Genomic DNA, 18,082 nt, shown 5'->3' on the forward strand with positions numbered 1-18,082 from the left:
GGCATTCTCATCTGGCTACAGCTGTCATGCCGCAATTGTATAGGGCAGGGCTGCGCGTGGCTCCTAGCCGCTCCAAGGCCGCTTTTGCATGGGGGCGGGCATTGAGCGCCCTTACATCGGCTCCAGCGTTCTCGTCATTCCGGCAGCCCCGCCTGCCGCAGTCCGTCGTTCATCTTTTTGATGTATTCAGGCGAAAAGCAGAACATGCGATAGAATGCATCAGCCTCGCGGATCGTGAAGGCCGGTCGGAGCTTCAGGAGCTTGGTGACTTCTGTCTTGGCATCATCCAGCCGACCGAGGAACGGCAGCGTATATGCCGCGTCGAGATGGCTTAGCCAGAATCCCTCGAGATAGGCGTGCCGAAAATCGTCCAGCGCCTGTTGATGTTCGCCCCGCCACCAGTGCCGTTTCGCCGGCCCGTACCACCACGTAAAGGAGGAGTTGGAGCCTGCCAGCCGAATGGCCTTTTCCGCGATTGCGGAGCCCTCATCCCAATCTCCCATGAAGGCAAGGTTGATTCCTAAACCCCCGAGCGCCGGATCGTTCGAATTGAGTGACAGGGCCTTTTGGACCTCCCGCCTGAACAGATCGATCTGGCATTTCGTGCCAATCGCCTGGGCGAAAAGCCTGCGCACATATGCATCGTCGGGTGCAAGCTCGATGGCCCGCATCGCGGTGCGTATAATCTCTTCATTTAGATAAAGGCGCTTTTCGACGTGCTGAGCCTGGTCGGGCGCCAGGCCAAATCCAAGGAATCTCTGGCTTAACAAGACGCTCGTGCGCGCGGCCCACGCGAGAGCATTGCTCGATTCGTCCTCGGTAAGTCGTTTCGAGCATTCAAGCGCCTTGAGACCCGCAGAGGATGATCCAATCGTGCTTCCGATGGCCGCGTAAATGATGCATTGATAGGAGTTGAGATCGGCGACGGGCTTGCTCTGAATCTTCTTGTAGTCGGCGATCGATATTGCGCCGGGGTAGGCTCCGATCTGCGCAGCAGCGGCGTCTCCGATTTCGTAGGCATCCGTTTCAGTCCTCACGCCCTCGGCGCTTGCATCGAATGACTTCGCCCAGATTTCCGTGCCGGTATGGAGGTCAGCAACCTGGATGCTCACCCGAGCGCCTTCGCCTAGAGGGTAGATCTCGCCGGTCACAAGATAATCAACCCCTGCCTTCCGCGCGGCCTCAATCGTATCGTCCTGCTTCGGAAAATTCGCGGCAGTCGCGCGCGGCATCACCCGCAACGTGCTGAACTTGCCGAGAGAGGATGCGAGTTGCTGCGTTATCGTGCCGGCGACGGGTTCGAGCGCCGTCGCCTTGGCCGGGTTCGTGATCGGCAGGACAGCAACGGAAGGCCCCTTTGAAACGATCAACCCTGACGATGTTGCGGTCTTTGCAGATTTGCCGCCCACCTGCGCTTCATGGAATAGATCTGTTTTGACCGTCTTCCAAAAACTCCAGTAGCCAGCGAGTCCGCTGACGACAGCACCAACCGCAGCGATTGACGCGATGACCGCGCCGATCTTCCTGAGGCGCTGACGAGCACGGTCGATGAGCGAGGCGGAATCGGCGCCGTCCAGCTTCGGAGCGTCGTTTACTGGCGTTTCCACCGTCCATCGTCCCTCCGAGGTCCGATCAAGGCAGGCTATAGTCCGACCGCAAAGATGTCCAGATAGCGTTCGATCGCTTTTCGCCGGCGGTAACAGGCTTTAGTTGGCGGTCCCGTCCCTTTCATTCCTTCCCGCTTTATTGCCGCAGCAAGCAGTGCGTTAGTAGTCTGCGGCCCCACAGATCAAAGGATGAGGCATGCCTTGTACGAGGTCGCTCACCGTCTTGCTTGCGCTGGCGGGTGTTGTTCAACCGTTCACGGCCTCTGCACAGGATAAGTCCTGCATCGAGGCTCAATGCCGCGCGCCCGGCCAGTTCAGATCATGCGATAAACCGTTTGATGGAGCGAAAGTCTTTTCCGCGCGGGTTCTCGCAATGTCAAAGGAATGCTCACAAAATATCCTTTCGGTGCAAGTCGAGGATGGGAGCGCAAACCGTCTGCCTTCCGCTATCGAAATCGACCTTGGCCCGTGCATTTCCTTTTACGGCAAGGTCGGCGACGTAACGCAGATTGCCCTGCGTGAGCCGCATCGTCCTGACGTGCGGCGGTACGGTCTCGCTTGCCGTATTTGGTAGGAATCGCGATGTCTGCTTGTGCTCTTAACAGCACATGCTGCGGACATGCTAGAATTGGCGCTTGGGCGGTCCGAACCAGATGGTTAGCGCGTCGGCGAGCCCCGGCTGGGTCTGCTCGCCGACCCAGGCCACATAGCCGTCGGGCCTGATCAACACGGCGTCGGGGGCAGGGACCGGGCCAAGCACCGGAAGCTCCCACGCACCATCGTATCGCGCATCGACCAGCTTGACCCGATCCGCCCATGGCGTGATGTCGAAGCCGCCTGGCTCACCAAGGTTGAGCAGCACCGGCCGGGCATCGTGGAGCAAGGTGTAGACCCGCAGCGGGCCGTCGGCGGCGAGCAGATCCAGATCGGGCATGCGGCGTCCGAGCAGCGGATGCCCCTCGCCGAGGTCGTAGTGAATGCCCAGGCCGGACATCTCGGCGGCAATGCGTCGGCGAGGCTCGTCCATGCCGAGGAGCTCGGAAACGGTGTTGTGCAGGGCTTTGGTGCGGTCGTCTGTGCGGAGCAGCGCAACCTGCGCCATCGTGTTGCGCAGCACGCGGGCAGCGACCGGGTGGCGCTCCGCATGATACGTGTCCAGAAGGCTCTCCGGCGACGTCTTCTTGACGACCTGGGCCAGCTTCCACCCCAGATTCACCGCATCCTGCACACCGATGTTGAGGCCCTGTCCGCCCGCCGGGTAATGCACGTGTGCGGCGTCGCCAGCCAGCAGGACCCGATTGCTGCGGTAGGCGGCGGCCTGCCGAGTCATATCGGTAAACCTGGAGATCGAGGTTGGACTGTGGATCCCGTAATCGGTCCCGTATACGACGATGAGCGCCTCGCTGAGATCGCGCAGGGTAGGCTCGCCGGCCGCGCCGAGGTGCTGTTCGGTCACCATGACCCGCACGGGCCCCCCATCCTGCAACCTGCTCAGGCCATGGGTACCGAGGGCGTCGCGGCGCATGCCCCATTCCGGCTCCGCGGACGTCTCGACCTCGGCGATCAGGTGGCTGATTGTCGGATCCCACCCGGGGAAGTCGATGCCGGCGGCTTTACGGATCAGACTGCGTCCTCCGTCGCACCCGACGAGGTATTCCGCCCGTAGCGACGAACCGTCGGACAGCTCGACGTCGACGCCGGTGTCGTCCTGGGCGATACCGGTCACGTCACGTCCGCGATAGATCGGCACCGCCAATTCGCCGACCCAGCCGGCGAGTATGCGCTCGATGTGGTTCTGCCACAGCGCGAGCCCGTAATTGTGCCGCGTCGGAAAGTCGCTGATGCCCAAGGGGATCAAGGCGAACCCCCCGACCTGCGCCGCCTGTCCCTGCGAGAGGAACCGATCGGCGATGCCGCGCTGATCGAGGACTTCGATGGCGCGCGCGTGCAGACCGCCTGCGCGCGAGCCGGCGAGATCCTGGCTGGCGCGCCGTTCGACAATGGCAACGTCGACGCCCGCCAGCGCCAGCTCGCCCGCCAGCATCAGCCCGGTCGGACCTCCTCCGGCGATCACCACCGCATGGTTGGTCATCGCCACGCCAGTCGTTTCGGCCGCGCGCGAACCGCTCGTTGACAATAGTGCACTCATTTCGTGACCCCGCAGGTTGTGGCTTCGGTCGGCGGTTCTACGCGATGAGGCGGGGCTTGAAGCAAGCCCGTTGTGCGCTACATATTAGAGTGGGAGATGGTATTCTGCTTTCCGCTTGGTGATGGGCGTCTGAGTGAGGTCGCGGGCCTATGGACGGGGAGATAGTCGGCGACTTCCTGGCGGGCGGCAGCGAAATGGGGGCTTTGACGAGGGCATTCGACTGGTCAAAAACGCCGCTCGGCTCTCCGGAAACATGGCCGCAAAGCCTTCGGGTCACGGTGCGGCTCGTTCTCACCTCGCGTCACCCGATGTTCATCTGGTGGGGACCGGAACTCATCCAGTTCTATAACGACGCCTACCGCGAGACGATGGGGCCCGAGAGGCATCCAAGCGCTCTGGGAGCGCGGGGGCGCGATTGTTGGGATGAGATATGGGACATCATTGGCCCCCAGATCGAGTACGTTATGGCAGGCAACGGGGCGACCTGGCATGAGGACCAGCTGGTACCGGTAACGCGTCACGGCCGTCGCGAGGATGTCTGGTGGACCTATAGCTTTGGTCCGATCGATTTCGAAGGCAAAGTGGGCGGCGTGCTCGTCGTCTGCAAGGATGTCACGTCCGAGCACATGGCAAGGGAAGCGCTGAACCTCATCAACGAGGAGCTGAAGCATCGCGTCAAGAACACCCTTACGGTGCTTGGTGCCGTGGCCACTCAGACATTTCGCGACCAAGCCAGCAAAGCCGATCTCGAAAAATATCAGGGACGGCTTGCTGCGTTCGCACGAGCGCACGACCTGCTTACCGCCGCAAATTGGGCTGCAGCGCCGCTCCAGGACGTGATCAGCACCGCCCTGGTCCCTTATCGAACAGGCGACAGCCGGTTTGCGGTCTCGGGTCCGCCACTTATTGTCAAATCCCGACAGGCGCTCGCTCTGTCCCTGGCCATCCACGAGCTTGCAACCAACGCCTTGAAGTATGGCGCTCTGACTGTGGCGAGCGGGCAGGTGTCGATTGCATGGAGATCCGAGGATCAGGAGGGGGAGCCAAAATTCGTTTTCGTCTGGCGGGAGTTCGGTGGCCCGCCTGCATCGGAGCCCGCCGGTGTGGGCTTTGGTTCGCGCCTGATTTCCCGGGTGCTACAGGATGATTTCGGGGGCTCCGTGGAAGTGTCGTATCAACCAAGCGGACTCATTTGCCGCCTGACGGCGCCCCTCGAAAATCTGGCAATTTCTCCCGAATAGGGTGCAACCCCATGCGATATTCGACTTGAGTCCGGGATTCGCACCAACGCGGACGTCCGCCGATTGATGGGCGGGTTGGGCTCGCGGCTCACCCGGGAATGCGCACCGGGAGTTGCTCGATGCCGCGCACGAAGGGGGAATAGACCCGCTTCGGTTCGCCGACCACCTCGATGCGGTCGAAGCGTTTCAGCATTTCCTGCCACACGATCTTGAGCTGCAGTTCGGCGAGCCGCATGCCGACGCAGCGGTGGATGCCGAAGCCGAACGACAGATGGGTGCGGGGGCGGGTGCGGTCGATGATGAACTCGTCGGGCTTCTCGATGCCTTCCTCGTCGCGGTTGCCCGAGACGTACCACATCACGACGCGGTCGCCCTTCTTGATCTTCTTGCCGCTGATCTCGGTGTCGACCAAAGCGGTGCGGCGCATATGGGCGAGCGGGGTCTGCCAGCGGATCACTTCCGGCACCATGGAATCGATCAGCGCAGGATTGTCGCGCAGCTTCTGGTACTGCTCGGGATGTTCGTTCAGCGCCAGCACGGAGCCGCTCATGGTGTTGCGGGTGGTGTCGTTGCCGCCGACGATCAACAGGATGATGTTGCCCATCAGATTGTCGGGGTCCATGTGCCGGGTCGCGTCGCTATGCGCCATCATCGACAACAGGTCGTTGCGCGGCGGCGCGTTGACGCGCTCGTTCCAGAGTTTGGAGAAATAGGCGTAGCATTCGTCCATCTCCTGGCGCCGCTGTTCCGGCGATTCCACGACGCCGCTCTTGGGCAGCGCGGTCGAGACGTCGGACCAGCGCGTCAGCTTGCGCCGTTCCTCCCAGGGGAAATCGAACAACGTCGCCAGCATCTGCGTGGTGAGTTCAATCGAGACGCGCTCGACGAAGTTGAAGGTCTCGTTGCGCGGCAAATCGTCCAGCACCTTTTTCGCGCGCTCGCGGATCAGCTTTGCCAGCTCATCCAGATGCGTCGGCGTGAACATCGGCGACACCGTCTTGCGCTGCGCCGAGTGCCGCGGCTGATCCATCGCGATGAAGCTCGGATAGTCGTAGCCGGGCGGCACGTCTCGGATCGAGATGCCGCCGAGTGTCGAGTCGGAGGAGAAGATGCCGTGGTTGGTATCGACATGCATGATGTCGTTGTATTTGGTCACCGACCAATAGGGCTCGATCGGCGAGTTTGTGCAGTAGTGCACCGGCTCTTCCTTGCGCAGCCGCTCGAACCACGGCCACAGCGTGTCGTTCTGGAAAAGTTTTGGCGAACCGGGATGAAAATCCTTCAGCGGCGTGGAATAGGCCTCTTCGCGCGCGGCGCGCAGAAGCTCTTTCTTGTCGGCTCTGATGGCGGATTGGACGTTCATTTTTCGATCATCCCAGGATAGGGCTCAAATGCCGGGGTTTAGCCGGCGATCCGGACCGGCAGGGTCTCGTAGCCTTTGACAAAACTCGAATACACCCGCTTGGGCTCGGCGACCATCTCAATATTCTCGAAACGCTTGAGAATTTCTTCCCAGATAATCTTGAGTTGTAGCTCGGCCAGTCGGATTCCGACGCAGCGGTGAATGCCAAAGCCGAACGAAACATGGGTGCGCGGCCGGGCGCGATCAATAATAAATTCGTAGGGGCGCTCGATCACCTCCTCGTCGCGGTTGCCCGAAACGTACCACATTACGACCTTGTCGCCCTTCTTGATCTGCCGGCCGCGGAACTCGATGTCTTCGAGCGCGGTGCGGCGCATATGCGCCAGCGGCGTCTGCCAGCGGATCACTTCGGGGACGAAACTGTCGATCAGCTCCGGATTGTCGCGCAGTTTGCGGTACTGATCGGGATTTTTGTTCAGCGCGTAGACGCTGCCCGACAGCGTGTTGCGCGTGGTGTCGTTGCCGCCGACGATCAGCAGGATCAGATTGCCGAGAAAATTCTTCGGGTCCATGTCGCGGGTGGCGTCGCTGTGCGCCATCATCGACAAGAGGTCGCTCTTCGGCGGTTGGCTGATACGCTCTTTCCAGAGCCGGGCGAAATAGGTCGCGCATTCCATCAGTTCGGCCTGGCGTTCTTCCTCGGTCGCGACGAGGCCGCCGGGGCCGGGAAGGGTGGTCGCGATGTCGGACCAGCGTGTCAGCTTGCGGCGGTCTTCCCAGGGGAAATCGAACAGCACGGCGAGCATCTGCGTGGTGAGCTCGATCGAGACCTGGTCGACCCAGTCGAACACCTCGTTGACAGGAAGGTTGTCGAGGCATTCGGCGGAACGCTTGCGGATGTTGATCGCGAGCTGATCGAGATGGGTGGGTGTGAACATCGGCGCCACCGTCTTGCGCTGCGCGGAGTGGCGCGGCTGATCCATGGCAATAAAACTCTCGCGACGCAGGTCCGGCGCGACGTCGCGGATAGTGATGCCGCCAAGCGAAGAAGCCGAAGAGAACACCGCATGGTTGGTCTCGACGTCCATGATGTCGTTGTATTTGGTCACCGACCAATACGGCCCGAACATGCTGTCCTTGCAGTAATGCACCGGATCGTCCCGGCGCAGCCGGTCGAAATAAGGCCAGAACGAGTCGGTCGTGAACAGTTCGGGATTGCTGACGTCGAAATCACCGAGCGGAATCGACTGAGCCCTTTCGCGTGCGGCCCGCTGATGGGAGTCCCCGGCGAGATCGATGGTTCCGTGCATGAGAATCTCCCTGACTGTTCCCCCGCCGAAGCGTGCCGGTGAGGCGATGTTTTACCTTATTACATCCCGAGCCGCGCGCCGGCGCAAGGACGAGTTGGATGTATTTGGCCGTATCTACACCGGTCCCGGCCTTGGGCGGTGCCGGCGCATTCGCCTCGTGACAAGCGTATCCTCAAAGAATAAGGCTGTTTGAAACAACGTTTAATTCGCCGGGAGGCGACCATGATCCCCAACGCCCATCGGATGTTCAACTTCGATCTCGGCGAGACTGCGGACGCCATACGCGAGACGGTATATGCCTTCTCGCAGAACGAGATCGCGCCGCGCGCCGCCGAAATCGACCGCAGCAACCAATTCCCCAGGGATCTCTGGCCCAAAATTGGATCGCTCGGCCTGCACGGTATCACCGTCGAGGAAGAATATGGCGGCAGCGGCCTCGGCTATCTCGAGCACTGCATCGCACTCGAGGAAATGTCGCGCGCCTCGGCCGCGGTCGGCCTGTCCTATGGCGCGCATTCCAACCTCTGCGTCAACCAGATCCGCCGCAACGGCAGCGAAACCCAGAAGCGGAAATACCTGCCGAAGCTGATTTCGGGCGAACATGTCGGTTCGCTGGCGATGTCGGAGCCGGGCGCCGGCTCCGATGTGGTCTCGATGAAGACCCGCGCCGACAAGAAGGGCGACCGCTTTGTGCTCAACGGCAACAAGATGTGGATCACCAACGGCCCGGTCGCCGATACGCTGGTGGTCTATGCCAAGACCGATCTCAACGCCGGTCCGCGCGGCATGACCGCCTTCATCATCGAAAAGGGCATGAAGGGATTTTCCACCGCGCAGAAACTCGACAAGCTTGGCATGCGCGGCTCCGACACCTGCGAACTGGTGTTTGAGGATTGCGAAGTGCCGGAAGAAAACGTGCTGAGCGAGGTCGGCCGCGGCGTCAACGTGTTGATGTCCGGCCTCGATTACGAGCGCGCGGTGCTGGCGGCGGGGCCGATCGGCATCATGCAGGCCTGCATGGACGTCGTGCTGCCTTACGTGCATGAGCGCAAGCAGTTCGGCGAGCCGATCGGCACCTTCCAGTTGGTGCAGGGCAAGATCGCCGACATGTACACCACGATGAACGCCTCGCGGGCCTATGTGTATGCCGTGGCAAAGGCCTGCGACCGCGGCGAGACCACGCGCGAGGACGCGGCCGGCGCCATTCTCTATGCTGCGGAAAAAGCCACCCAATGCGCCCTCGACGCCATCCAGCTCCTGGGCGGCAATGGCTACATCAACGACTACCCGACCGGGCGGCTGTTGCGCGACGCAAAACTCTACGAGATCGGCGCCGGCACCAGCGAAATCCGCCGCATGCTGATCGGGCGGGAGCTGTTCGAAAAATCAGCATAGAGAGTGGGACTTGGGCCACACAACGGCCGACAATTTTGTGGTTTGATCCGCCACCCTCGCGCTGGAGTTGAACCATGAATCAGATGAGCTGGACCCCGCTGGGGCCGCCCGGGCCGCCGCCCATGCCCGTGCCGCCGCCGATGCCGGTGGCGTTTTCCGGCGGCCGCGGCGAATTCTTTGATCTGGCCAAGCGCGGCGCCGCGCTGGAGTTTGTTACCCTCGGCTTCTATCGATTCTGGCTCCTCACCGACATCCGCCGCCATCTCTGGTCCAACACATTGATCGATGGCGATGCCGCCGAATATACCGGCCGCGGCAAGGAGTTGCTGATCGGATTTCTGGTCGCGCTCGCGATCCTGGTGCCGATCTATCTCGGTTATTTTCTGATCGGTCTCGAGGCCGAGCACTATCAGGCGTTCGCCAGCATTCCGCTGATCGCCTTTTTCTTTCTGTTCGGCCAGTTCGCGATCTACCGCGCGCGGCGCTACCGCCTGACGCGCACGGTTTGGCGCGGCGTGCGCTTCTGGATGACCGGTTCGGGCTGGATCTATGCGCTGCAGGCGTCGCTGTGGGGCGTGCTGATGATCCTCACGCTCGGACTGATCCTGCCATGGCGCGCTGCGGCACTCGAACGCTACAAGATGCGGCACTCCCATTACGGCGACCTGCAGGGCAGTTTTGAGGGGCGCGGCTGGGAATTCTTCAAGCGCGGCTGGTGGCTGTGGCTGCTGACGCCGATCGCACTCTATATAAGTCCGATCGCCCCCTTCATTTACGCAGGCTACAAGGCCATCGAATGGCGCTGGTGGCTGTCCGGCATCCGGTTCGGCGGCGTGCGTGTGGAATCGTCGTTGCCCAAGAGCGCATTGATCGGGCTGTACTGGAAAGTGGTCGGCTGGATGGCCCTGCTTGGGCTGGTCTTCTTGGCCTATCTGGCGCTGTGCGCGGTGCTGGTCGCCAGCATGAGCGGCGAGGAATTGATGGAGTTTTTCAAGACGCCGGAATTGATGAGGAGCATTCCGCTGCTGGCGCTGGCGGGCCTGGGCTATCTGGTATTGGCGCTGGCGATGAACGTGGTGATCCGGGTTTATCTGACGCGCGATCTCTGGGTGACCGTGCTGGGTTCGGTCAACATCAGCGGTATCGAGGCTGCCGCCAACGTTGCGGCGCGGGGCGATCTGGCCAACGCGCTTGGCGAAGGGTTTGCCGACGGTCTCGATGTCGGCGGATTCTAGAGCGTAATGACCATGGATAGCGACACGCCAGAGATTTCGAAAACGCCGCCGGCCAATACGGCGGCCTATTTCGACGGGGCGTCGAGCCGGCGCCGCGCGGTTGCGCTGCATTTCTCCGACCGGCTCGAAATCAGCGAACACGAACAGGTTTTGGCGGCGTGGGACTATGACGACATCCGCCGCGCCGACAGCCCATCGGGCATGCTGCGCCTCGGCTGCCTGAGCGCCCCCGCGCTGGCTCGGCTGGAGGTTCGCGACCATGCGCTTGCAGCCGAGCTGGTCTCACGCTGCGCCAAGCTGGATGAAAACACGCCCGGCCGCCGCGGCGTTGCCGCCATTGTCGGCTGGTCGCTCGCGGCAGCGGTTTCGATCGTTGCCGTGGTGCTGTTCGGGCTTCCGCTGATCGCCGATCGTCTCACGCCGCTGGTGCCCGAAGCACTCGAACGGCGGCTCGGCGAAGTCGCCGACAGCCAGATCAAGACGATGTTCAATGCCAGGGTTTGCGACAATGCCGCCGGGCAGAAGGCCTTCGTCAAGCTCGTCACTTCAATTCGCGAATCCGCCGGCCTCGACACCTCGGTGCAGTCGGGCGTGCTGTCGAGTCCGATTCCAAATGCCTTCGCGCTGCCGGGCGGCAAGATCTATCTGTTCGACGGATTGCTGGCGAAGGCCGACAACGCCGACGAAATCGCGGGCGTGCTGGCCCATGAACTCGGCCATCTCAAGCATCGCGACAGCATGCGCGGACTGATCCGCGACGGCAGCACGTCGTTCCTGATCGGACTGCTGTTCGGCGACATCACGGGCTCAAGCGCGTTGATCTTCGGCTCGCGCACGCTGGTGACGTCGTCGCATTCGCGAGAGGCGGAGACCAATGCCGACGGTTTTGCCATCGACGTCATGCACCGGCTCGGCCGGCCGGCGAAGCCGACCGGGGAATTGCTGCTTCGGGTCACCGGCAAGGAGGGCAAGGGGCTCTCCATCATCTCCACCCATCCCCTGAGCGAGGACCGGCTGGCGCGGATGACCCGGGAAGACCGCTCCGCCAGCGGCACCCCGCTCTTGACGGCCGAGGAGTGGCGATCGCTGAAGTCGATCTGCGATGGCAAGCCTGACTCGGCCAAGCGTGACCCAGCCAAAAAGCCTGACCCGGCCAAAATCTGAACCGATCGGGCTATCGCCGGACGCTTTTCCGCGATCTCGCCGCTTCGATCGGCGCAGGCGCCGCGCTGCCCGGGTTCAGCTCCCATACCGCCTGCATGGCCGAGAAGGCCTGCGAGATGATCGGCTCGTGACGCCGCGACGTCAGGCAGGCGAAACTGAGGTCGCAGGTCAGCGCCACCTTGTCGGCAATCACGAAATTCCGTTTGCGCGTGATGCGGTCGAGCACGCAATCGCGGACGAGGCTGAGGCAGTTGCCGGCTTCGACGAACTCGATCATGGCGTCTTCCTGATCGGCGAAGGCGACGCGTTTCGGCAATGACCCCGTTGGCCGGAAGACGTCGTCGATCAGCCTGCGATGCGCCGAGGCATGCGGCGTGGTAATCCAGGGCAGGTCGATGAGATCGGCCCAGTCCTTTCCCAGCACCTTGTCGCTCCATTCGCGAGGGGCGATCACGCGGTAGCCGTAGCGCATCAAGGCCGTGAGCCGGAACTTTCCATCCTCGATGGTGCGTTCGGCCAGCATTCCCGACGCAAGGCATTCGAACGGCGTGGCATCGATATAATATCCGACGTCGAGCTCGCCCCTGCCGATCTGGGCCAGCACGTCGTCGCTCATGCCGTAGCGCAGGAAGACTTCGGTCTTCTTCGAGGAAGTGGCGAGACTTCGCACGAACGGGCCGAGCCGGATCGACTCGGGATCCAGGATCGTGCCGACGCGCAGCGTTGCCCGCTGCGATTCCCGCAAGGAATCGGCCGCGCTCCTGAAATCGGCCGAGGCCGAGACCGTCCGGTGCGCCAGCGGCAGCAGGGCGGCGCCCGCTTCGGTCAGGGTAAAGCCGCCCGGCGTGCGGTTGAAAAGCAGCAAGCCGGTGCTCTCTTCCAGCCCCTTTAGCTGAAGGCTGACGGCGGGCTGGGTCAGATGCAGCAAGGTGGCTGCGCGCGAAACCGTGCCCTCGCGGGCCACGGTGATGAAGCAGCGCAAGGCCTGGAGACGTGGCAGATCGTTCATTTGGAAAACTTATGGAAAGCGCTCATGAATCCCATTAGACAGGATTTGCTCTTGGAAGTCACAATCTTTCGTCAATAAAACTTTGCGTTGTCATTGGAATAAAGGTGGATTGCACGGGGCGCGGGAATCTTCAACCGCCGCGTAAGGGGCGCTCGCGGACGTGACGAAGGGCTTTGTCCCGACTGCCGCCAGCAGGGAGTTACCCGAATTCTTCGCCGCCATTGCGAGCCAACGGGTCGTGCGAATGCGCGCCCCGCGAGGAGCGCAATTGCGTTCGCACAGTGACGACGACAGGCTCCGCGATGTTCGCATTGGCGGTTGGCCGAGTTTATCACTGCGGCAGGCTGTTGACCCTGCTCACCCATGTGCGCACGTCGGCCAGCACATCCGGCAGCACTTCCCTGACCTCCTGCACGGTCATGCCGGGCTTGATTCGGGGATCATAGAGCAGGTTCAGGAGATACTGGTCGTAGACGTCGAAATAGCCCATCGACACATTGTCGTTGAACATGGTCCAGGGCACGCTCGAGGTATCGTTGATCGGTCCCAGCGACTGCAGCAATTCCTCATAGGCGCAGTCGAAGAAGACGAAGTCGCCATTGTCGACGGTGAGGATCACGTCGGAATGCTCGATTTCGAACTTCTCATTCTTGCGAAAACCCGACAGGCATTGCGGGTCGAGCGAAGAGCGAATCTCTTTCGCCCGATCGATGCCGTAGAACGTCGCGATGGTGCGCTGGAGGTCGCGGTCGCGCACCAGCTTGACCTGCACATTGGCCTCTTCGAGGCTGCCGGCCATGGCGATGTCGAGGTGCTGAACGCGCGCGGCGATGTCAGCCACGATTTTCGCAAGCTGCGCCTTGCGGTCGGCCCGGGTGCCGTCGGCATACACCCGCACCGGCCCGTCATATTTGCGGATACGGTCGACGCGGCCGGCGAGATGATATTCGGCGCCGAACGCGGTCTTCAGAAAGCCTTCGACGATCTCGCCGTCGGTGAAGATTTTTTTCTCGGTGCGCTGGCGCTGCGCGACGGCGGGAATGTCCGCTAAGGCCGTGCACGGCACCAGAATTTCGCCCAGCGCAACGGCGCCCAGGGCCGCCGCGAGCGTCCGCATGTACAGGAATCGGCGGGGCGTGCGCATTCAACCGACGCTGCAGCAATCGGCGCGTGCGTGCAAGGGTTGAAAGTCGCGATCCTGCGCTTGCGCGCATTCCTGCACCGGTTCCAGGATGATGGCCTAGTTCTTCACGACCACCGGGGTGCCGACGGACACGCGGCTATAGAGATCGGTCACGTCCTCATTGGTCATGCGGAAGCATCCGGAGGAAACCGCCTGTCCGATCGTCTCGGGCTCGTTGGAGCCGTGGATGCGATAGAGCGTCGATCCCAGATACATCGCCCGCGCGCCGAGCGGATTGTCGATGCCGCCCGACATGTGGCGCGGCAGATCGGGCCGGCGTCGCAGCATCTGGGCCGGCGGCGTCCAGCTCGGCCATTCCTTCTTCGCGGAAATGCGGTGGGTTCCGCCCCAGCGGAAGCCGTCGCGGCCAACGCCGATGCCGTACCGTATCGCCTGGCCGTTGCCGAGAACGAGATAGAGCCGGCGTTCAGCGGTGCTGATGTAGATCGTGCCGGGCGCGTAACCGCCGGCAAAGTTCACGGTCGTGCGCGGGATCGGGCTCGATCCGCTGGGCATGCCGGGCCGGAAGAAACCGGGGCCGCCGCCCATGATGTCGCGCCACTCGTCCGACATGAATTGGGCCCGCGCCTGGCCGGCCCCCGCCAGCATGGTGAGCGCCGCAAACAGCAAAGCAAAAGCCCGGGTCATCTTTTTCTTCCTCGTGAAAAAATCTGAATATGCAGAAGACAGGCCATAATTGCGGCGATCGTGCAAGCAACGACCCCGTGACCCCGGCCATATTCAAACGCCGCGGTTAAAAAAGGCAACCTGCCCGATGCGATGGCTGCATTGTGCGGCTAAACCTTTGACGAAACGTGTGAACAATGATTGATCGTCAGCGGCTCCAGGGAACCAAGCGCGAAGGGGAACGAGACGATGAACGGTGCGGAAAGTCTGGTGCGGACGTTGGTCGCAGGCGGCGTGGATGTCTGCTTCACCAATCCCGGCACCTCGGAGATGCATTTCGTCGCCGCACTGGACCGGGTCGAGGGGATGCGCTGCGTGCTCGGCCTGTTCGAGGGCGTGGTGACGGGCGCCGCCGACGGCTATTACCGCATGAAGGGCACGCCGGCCTCGACCCTGCTGCATCTCGGGCCCGGCCTCGCCAACGGCCTCGCTAATCTGCACAACGCCAAGAAGGCCAATTCCGGCATCGTCAACATCGTCGGCCAGCACGCCACCTATCACATCGGCTACAACGCCCCGCTGACGTCAGACATCGAGGGGCTGGCGCGGCCGATGTCATCCTGGGTGCGGACTTCGCCGGATGCCAACTCCGTTTCCGCCGATGGCGCCGCCGCGATTGCCGCGGCCAGGAGCGCGCCGGCGCAGATCGCAACGCTGATCCTGCCGGCCGATACCGCCTGGAACGAGGCCGACGGCATCGCCCAGGTTCCGGCGGAAAGCCAGCGCGCCAATTATTCTGCGCAAGCCGTGGACCATGCCGCCAAGGTGCTGCGCAACGGCGGCGCCTCGACGCTGCTGCTGATGACCGGCAGCGCGCTCACCGAGCACGGGCTGGCGCTGGCCGCCCAGATCGCTGGCAAGACCGGCTGCAAGGTGATGGGCCAGACCTACAATCCGCGGATGGCGCGCGGCAAGGGCCGGTTTGCGATCGACCGCATCCCTTACGTGATCGAGCAGGCGCTGCCGATCCTCAAGGACTTCAAGAACATCGTGCTGGTCGAGGCCAACGACCCCGTCGCGTTTTTCGCTTATCCGAACAAGCCGAGCATGCTCAAGCCCCAGGGCTGCGAAGTGCATCGCATGACCTCGGGCGCCGAAAATTCCGTCGCTGCGCTCGAAGCGCTGGCCGGCGCGCTTCACGCGCAGCCGTCCGATCGTCAGCCGCAGAAGCTGGTCGACATCGCCAAACCGACCGGCGCGCTCACGCATGCCTCGATCGCACAGGCGATCGCGATGGCGATCCCGGAAAACGCCATCGTGGTCGACGAATCCGTCACCACCGGCCGCGGCTTCTTTCCGCCGACGGCCGCCGCCGCCCCGCATGACTGGCTGCAGAACATGGGCGGCTCGATCGGCTTCTCGACCCCGGTCGCGACCGGTGCCGCGGTGGCGTGTCCCGATCGTAAAGTCATCTGCATGGTCGGCGACGGCAGCGCGATGTACACGCTGCAATCGCTGTGGACACAGGCGCGCGAAGGCCTCAACGTCGTCACGATTGTATTTGCCAACAAGATCTACCAGATATTGCGTGGCGAGTTCGACGGCGTCGGCGCCGGCGAGCCGGGACAGCGGGCGCTCGACATGCTCAAGCTCGACCGCCCGGACCTCGATTTCGTTGCGCTCGCCAAGGGCATGGGCGTGCCGGGCCGCTCGGTCGCCAATGCCGACGATTTCAACAAGGCCCTGGCGGAAGCGATCGCCGAACCGGGACCGCGGTTGATCGAAGTGCAGATGTGAGGCGACCTGACGGTTCGCCTTGGTGGAGGCGTCATGCAGACCGAACTGAACAAGGTCATCACCGCCCTGCACGAGTTCTATGAGCACGAAGCCTTTCTGCTCGAAAAGGAGGCCGGCGAGCGCGCGCTGACGCACCGGCTGGCGGTGCATTTCGAAAAGCAGTTCCCCGGGTGGGAGATCGACTGCGAATACGACCGGCTGGGCGATCGCACGCTGCGGCTGCCGCACGGAACGATCGTCTCGACCGACGATCATCTCGCCAAATCCATCTATCCCGACATCGTGGTGCACCAGCGCGCCATTCCCAACAACCTGCTCGCGGTCGAGGTGCGGAAATCGGCCAATCATCAGCCGCTCGAGCATGACCAGCACAAGCTGCGGGCGCTGACCGATCCGCATTTGTGGTTCGCCTACTGGATCGGCGTGCTGCTGACGCTGGGCAAGACGCAGGTCACGACGTCGGAAGTCTATACCAGCGGCGTCTTCGACCAGGCCTTGTCCGGCTGGTTCGCGGCGCGGCTGAAGGATGCAGGCTTAAGCGCAGGATGAAACCTGCCAACGGAGATTTACTGATGACGCTTACTCGATCGATCCTGGCCATCGCCCTTGTCGCCCTCGCGCAGCACGCGCCGATGCGAGAGGTTCGGGCCCAGGCGGCTCCCGCGCCGGACCTGGAAGCCATCCTCGCTCATCCCAAAATCGTCAAGGCGCTCGACGACATCAAGGCCGACGACGAGCGGGCCTTTGCCGAACAGAAGCGCATCACCGAAATTCCGGCGCCGCCGTTCAAGGAAAAAGTCCGCGCCGAATATTATCAGAAGCGGATGCAGGAGCTCGGCTTCAAGGATGCGGCCATCGACGGCGAAGGCAATGTGATCGCGCTGCGCAAGGGCAGTGGCGGCGGTCGACCCAGGCTCGTGGTGTCGGCGCATCTCGACACGGTGTTTCCCGAAGGCACCGACGTCACCATAAAGGAGAAGGACGGCGCCATCATAGCTCCGGGCATCGGTGACGATTCGCGCGGGCTTGCGGCGATGCTGTCGCTGATCAAGGCGATGAACGAAAACCAGGTCGCAACGGTCGGCGACATCATGTTCGTCGGCACGGTCGGCGAGGAGGAACTCGGCAATCTCCGCGGCGTGAAGGCGCTGTTCCGCGATCACACCGATATCGACGGCTTCATCTCGATCGACGGGCTCGGCGTCACCCGCGTCGTCAACCAGGCGACCGGCAGCCACCGCTACGAATTCACCTTCAAGGGCCCCGGCGGGCATTCGTTCGCGGAATTCGGATTGCCGAGCGCGATCCATGCGATGGGTAGGGCGATTGCGAAAATCTCGGAGTTGCAGCCGCCATCCGATCCCAAGACGACGTTCACCGTCGGCACCGTGAACGGCGGCACCTCGGTCAATGCGATTGCCGTCGAAGCGCGGATGGCCGTCGACATGCGCTCGAACTCGACCGACGAACTGCTCAAGCTCGAGGCGCGGCTGCTCGACCTCGTCAAGGAGGCGGTGGCGGATGAAAACGCGCGCTGGAAATCGGACAAGATGACGGTGGAGGCCAAGCTGATCGGCGACCGGCCGGCGGGCATCGTGGCGATGGATTCGCCGATCGTGCAGGCAACCCAGCGCGCGGTTTCGGCCGTCACCCGCGGCCCGCGGCCGACCTTTGCCGGCTCCTCGACCGATTCCAACATTGCGATGTCGCTCGGCATCCCGGCCGTCACCATCGGCGGCGGCGGCGAGGGCGGCAACTGGCACTCGCGCAACGAGTGGTACAAACCGGTTAACGCCTGGTACGGCCCGCAGAACGCGCTGTTGACCGTCCTGATCCTGACCGGCCTCGACGGCGTCACCAAACCGGCGCTTGTGGAACGAAAAGCCGCCAAATAGGGCCTGAATCGCCCCCAGCGCCGTTAACCATGCCCCCGATTGGACAAATTGTCGGCCAATTGCGGCCAAAGCGGTAACCGAACATCGTTCCCCAGTAGTTCTACGTG

The 18,082-nt window shown here is 62.7% G+C and carries 14 protein-coding genes; 7 read left to right on the forward strand and 7 right to left on the reverse strand.

Annotated elements, in window-relative coordinates:
- Positions 1 to 134: 134 nt before the first annotated feature.
- Positions 135 to 1,607, reverse strand: coding sequence for a tetratricopeptide repeat protein (locus tag ACVWVY_RS12950; protein WP_456626730.1), 1,473 nt, complete (start codon positions 1,605 to 1,607; stop codon positions 135 to 137).
- Between the two features lie 622 nt (positions 1,608 to 2,229).
- On the reverse strand, positions 2,230 to 3,699 hold the full coding sequence (locus ACVWVY_RS12955; RefSeq protein ID WP_456632190.1) for an FAD-dependent monooxygenase: 1,470 nt from the start codon (positions 3,697 to 3,699) through the stop codon (positions 2,230 to 2,232).
- 206 nt (positions 3,700 to 3,905) lie between these two features.
- Between ACVWVY_RS12955 and ACVWVY_RS12960 the strand changes: the two genes are divergently transcribed.
- Complete coding sequence (locus ACVWVY_RS12960; RefSeq protein WP_456626731.1) at positions 3,906 to 4,997, forward strand: sensor histidine kinase; 1,092 nt, start codon at positions 3,906 to 3,908, stop codon at positions 4,995 to 4,997.
- 88 nt (positions 4,998 to 5,085) lie between these two features.
- Here the strand turns inward: ACVWVY_RS12960 and ACVWVY_RS12965 are convergent, their stop codons facing one another.
- A complete protein-coding gene (locus ACVWVY_RS12965) occupies positions 5,086 to 6,360 on the reverse strand; it encodes a cytochrome P450 (RefSeq protein ID WP_456626732.1) in 1,275 nt (424 codons plus the stop codon).
- Positions 6,361 to 6,398: 38 nt separating this feature from the next.
- Positions 6,399 to 7,670 carry a cytochrome P450 gene (locus tag ACVWVY_RS12970; protein WP_456626733.1) on the reverse strand — a complete coding sequence of 424 codons (1,272 nt, stop codon included), beginning with the start codon at positions 7,668 to 7,670 and terminating at the stop codon, positions 6,399 to 6,401.
- 222 nt (positions 7,671 to 7,892) lie between these two features.
- On the opposite strand from ACVWVY_RS12970, the gene ACVWVY_RS12975 reads away from it, so the two are divergent.
- From ACVWVY_RS12975 to ACVWVY_RS12985, 3 genes are all read left to right on the forward strand, one after another.
- Positions 7,893 to 9,065: an isovaleryl-CoA dehydrogenase gene (locus tag ACVWVY_RS12975; protein ID WP_456626734.1), complete on the forward strand. Its 1,173-nt coding sequence runs from the start codon at positions 7,893 to 7,895 to the stop codon at positions 9,063 to 9,065.
- A 74-nt stretch (positions 9,066 to 9,139) separates the two neighbouring features.
- Positions 9,140 to 10,300 (forward strand): DUF898 family protein, encoded by a 1,161-nt coding sequence (locus ACVWVY_RS12980; RefSeq protein WP_456626735.1) that lies wholly within the window; start codon positions 9,140 to 9,142, stop codon positions 10,298 to 10,300.
- 12 nt (positions 10,301 to 10,312) lie between these two features.
- Positions 10,313 to 11,464 (forward strand): M48 family metallopeptidase, encoded by a 1,152-nt coding sequence (locus ACVWVY_RS12985; RefSeq protein ID WP_456632191.1) that lies wholly within the window; start codon positions 10,313 to 10,315, stop codon positions 11,462 to 11,464.
- Between the two features lie 10 nt (positions 11,465 to 11,474).
- Here the strand turns inward: ACVWVY_RS12985 and ACVWVY_RS12990 are convergent, their stop codons facing one another.
- The 3 genes from ACVWVY_RS12990 to ACVWVY_RS13000 all read right to left on the reverse strand — a co-directional run bounded on the left by ACVWVY_RS12990 (position 11,475) and on the right by ACVWVY_RS13000 (position 14,304).
- The gene (locus tag ACVWVY_RS12990) at positions 11,475 to 12,473 is read right to left on the reverse strand and encodes a LysR family transcriptional regulator (protein ID WP_456626736.1); all 999 of its coding nucleotides are present in this window, start codon (positions 12,471 to 12,473) and stop codon (positions 11,475 to 11,477) included.
- Between the two features lie 331 nt (positions 12,474 to 12,804).
- Positions 12,805 to 13,590, reverse strand: coding sequence for a DUF2927 domain-containing protein (locus ACVWVY_RS12995; protein ID WP_456626737.1), 786 nt, complete (start codon positions 13,588 to 13,590; stop codon positions 12,805 to 12,807).
- Between the two features lie 123 nt (positions 13,591 to 13,713).
- A complete protein-coding gene (locus ACVWVY_RS13000; protein WP_456626738.1) occupies positions 13,714 to 14,304 on the reverse strand; it encodes a L,D-transpeptidase in 591 nt (196 codons plus the stop codon).
- A gap of 228 nt (positions 14,305 to 14,532) precedes the next feature.
- On the opposite strand from ACVWVY_RS13000, the gene ACVWVY_RS13005 reads away from it, so the two are divergent.
- Genes ACVWVY_RS13005 through ACVWVY_RS13015 form a run of 3 tightly spaced genes read left to right on the forward strand, consistent with a single transcriptional unit; the run spans position 14,533 to position 17,975 of the window.
- The gene (locus ACVWVY_RS13005; RefSeq protein ID WP_456626739.1) at positions 14,533 to 16,080 is read left to right on the forward strand and encodes an acetolactate synthase large subunit; all 1,548 of its coding nucleotides are present in this window, start codon (positions 14,533 to 14,535) and stop codon (positions 16,078 to 16,080) included.
- Positions 16,081 to 16,113: 33 nt separating this feature from the next.
- Positions 16,114 to 16,629, forward strand: a complete 516-nt coding sequence (locus ACVWVY_RS13010; RefSeq protein WP_456626740.1) for a hypothetical protein — start codon at positions 16,114 to 16,116, stop codon at positions 16,627 to 16,629.
- A gap of 23 nt (positions 16,630 to 16,652) precedes the next feature.
- The gene (locus ACVWVY_RS13015; protein WP_456626741.1) at positions 16,653 to 17,975 is read left to right on the forward strand and encodes a M20/M25/M40 family metallo-hydrolase; all 1,323 of its coding nucleotides are present in this window, start codon (positions 16,653 to 16,655) and stop codon (positions 17,973 to 17,975) included.
- The last annotated feature ends 107 nt before the right edge of the window (positions 17,976 to 18,082 follow it).

The organism is Bradyrhizobium sp. URHC0002, from assembly GCF_054059515.1.

Bases quoted from the DNA above. Each gene is read 5' to 3' on its own strand.
- ACVWVY_RS12955 (WP_456632190.1), bottom strand. From the start codon at position 3,699: ATGACCAACCATGCGGTGGTGATCGCCGGAGGAGGTCCGACCGGGCTG.
- ACVWVY_RS12960 (WP_456626731.1), top strand. From the start codon at position 3,906: ATGGACGGGGAGATAGTCGGCGACTTCCTGGCGGGCGGCAGCGAAATG.
- ACVWVY_RS12965 (WP_456626732.1), bottom strand. From the start codon at position 6,360: ATGAACGTCCAATCCGCCATCAGAGCCGACAAGAAAGAGCTTCTGCGC.
- ACVWVY_RS12970 (WP_456626733.1), bottom strand. From the start codon at position 7,670: ATGCACGGAACCATCGATCTCGCCGGGGACTCCCATCAGCGGGCCGCA.
- ACVWVY_RS12975 (WP_456626734.1), top strand. From the start codon at position 7,893: ATGATCCCCAACGCCCATCGGATGTTCAACTTCGATCTCGGCGAGACT.
- ACVWVY_RS12980 (WP_456626735.1), top strand. From the start codon at position 9,140: ATGAATCAGATGAGCTGGACCCCGCTGGGGCCGCCCGGGCCGCCGCCC.
- ACVWVY_RS12985 (WP_456632191.1), top strand. From the start codon at position 10,313: ATGGATAGCGACACGCCAGAGATTTCGAAAACGCCGCCGGCCAATACG.
- ACVWVY_RS12990 (WP_456626736.1), bottom strand. From the start codon at position 12,473: ATGAACGATCTGCCACGTCTCCAGGCCTTGCGCTGCTTCATCACCGTG.
- ACVWVY_RS12995 (WP_456626737.1), bottom strand. From the start codon at position 13,590: ATGCGGACGCTCGCGGCGGCCCTGGGCGCCGTTGCGCTGGGCGAAATT.
- ACVWVY_RS13000 (WP_456626738.1), bottom strand. From the start codon at position 14,304: ATGACCCGGGCTTTTGCTTTGCTGTTTGCGGCGCTCACCATGCTGGCG.
- ACVWVY_RS13005 (WP_456626739.1), top strand. From the start codon at position 14,533: ATGAACGGTGCGGAAAGTCTGGTGCGGACGTTGGTCGCAGGCGGCGTG.
- ACVWVY_RS13010 (WP_456626740.1), top strand. From the start codon at position 16,114: ATGCAGACCGAACTGAACAAGGTCATCACCGCCCTGCACGAGTTCTAT.
- ACVWVY_RS13015 (WP_456626741.1), top strand. From the start codon at position 16,653: ATGACGCTTACTCGATCGATCCTGGCCATCGCCCTTGTCGCCCTCGCG.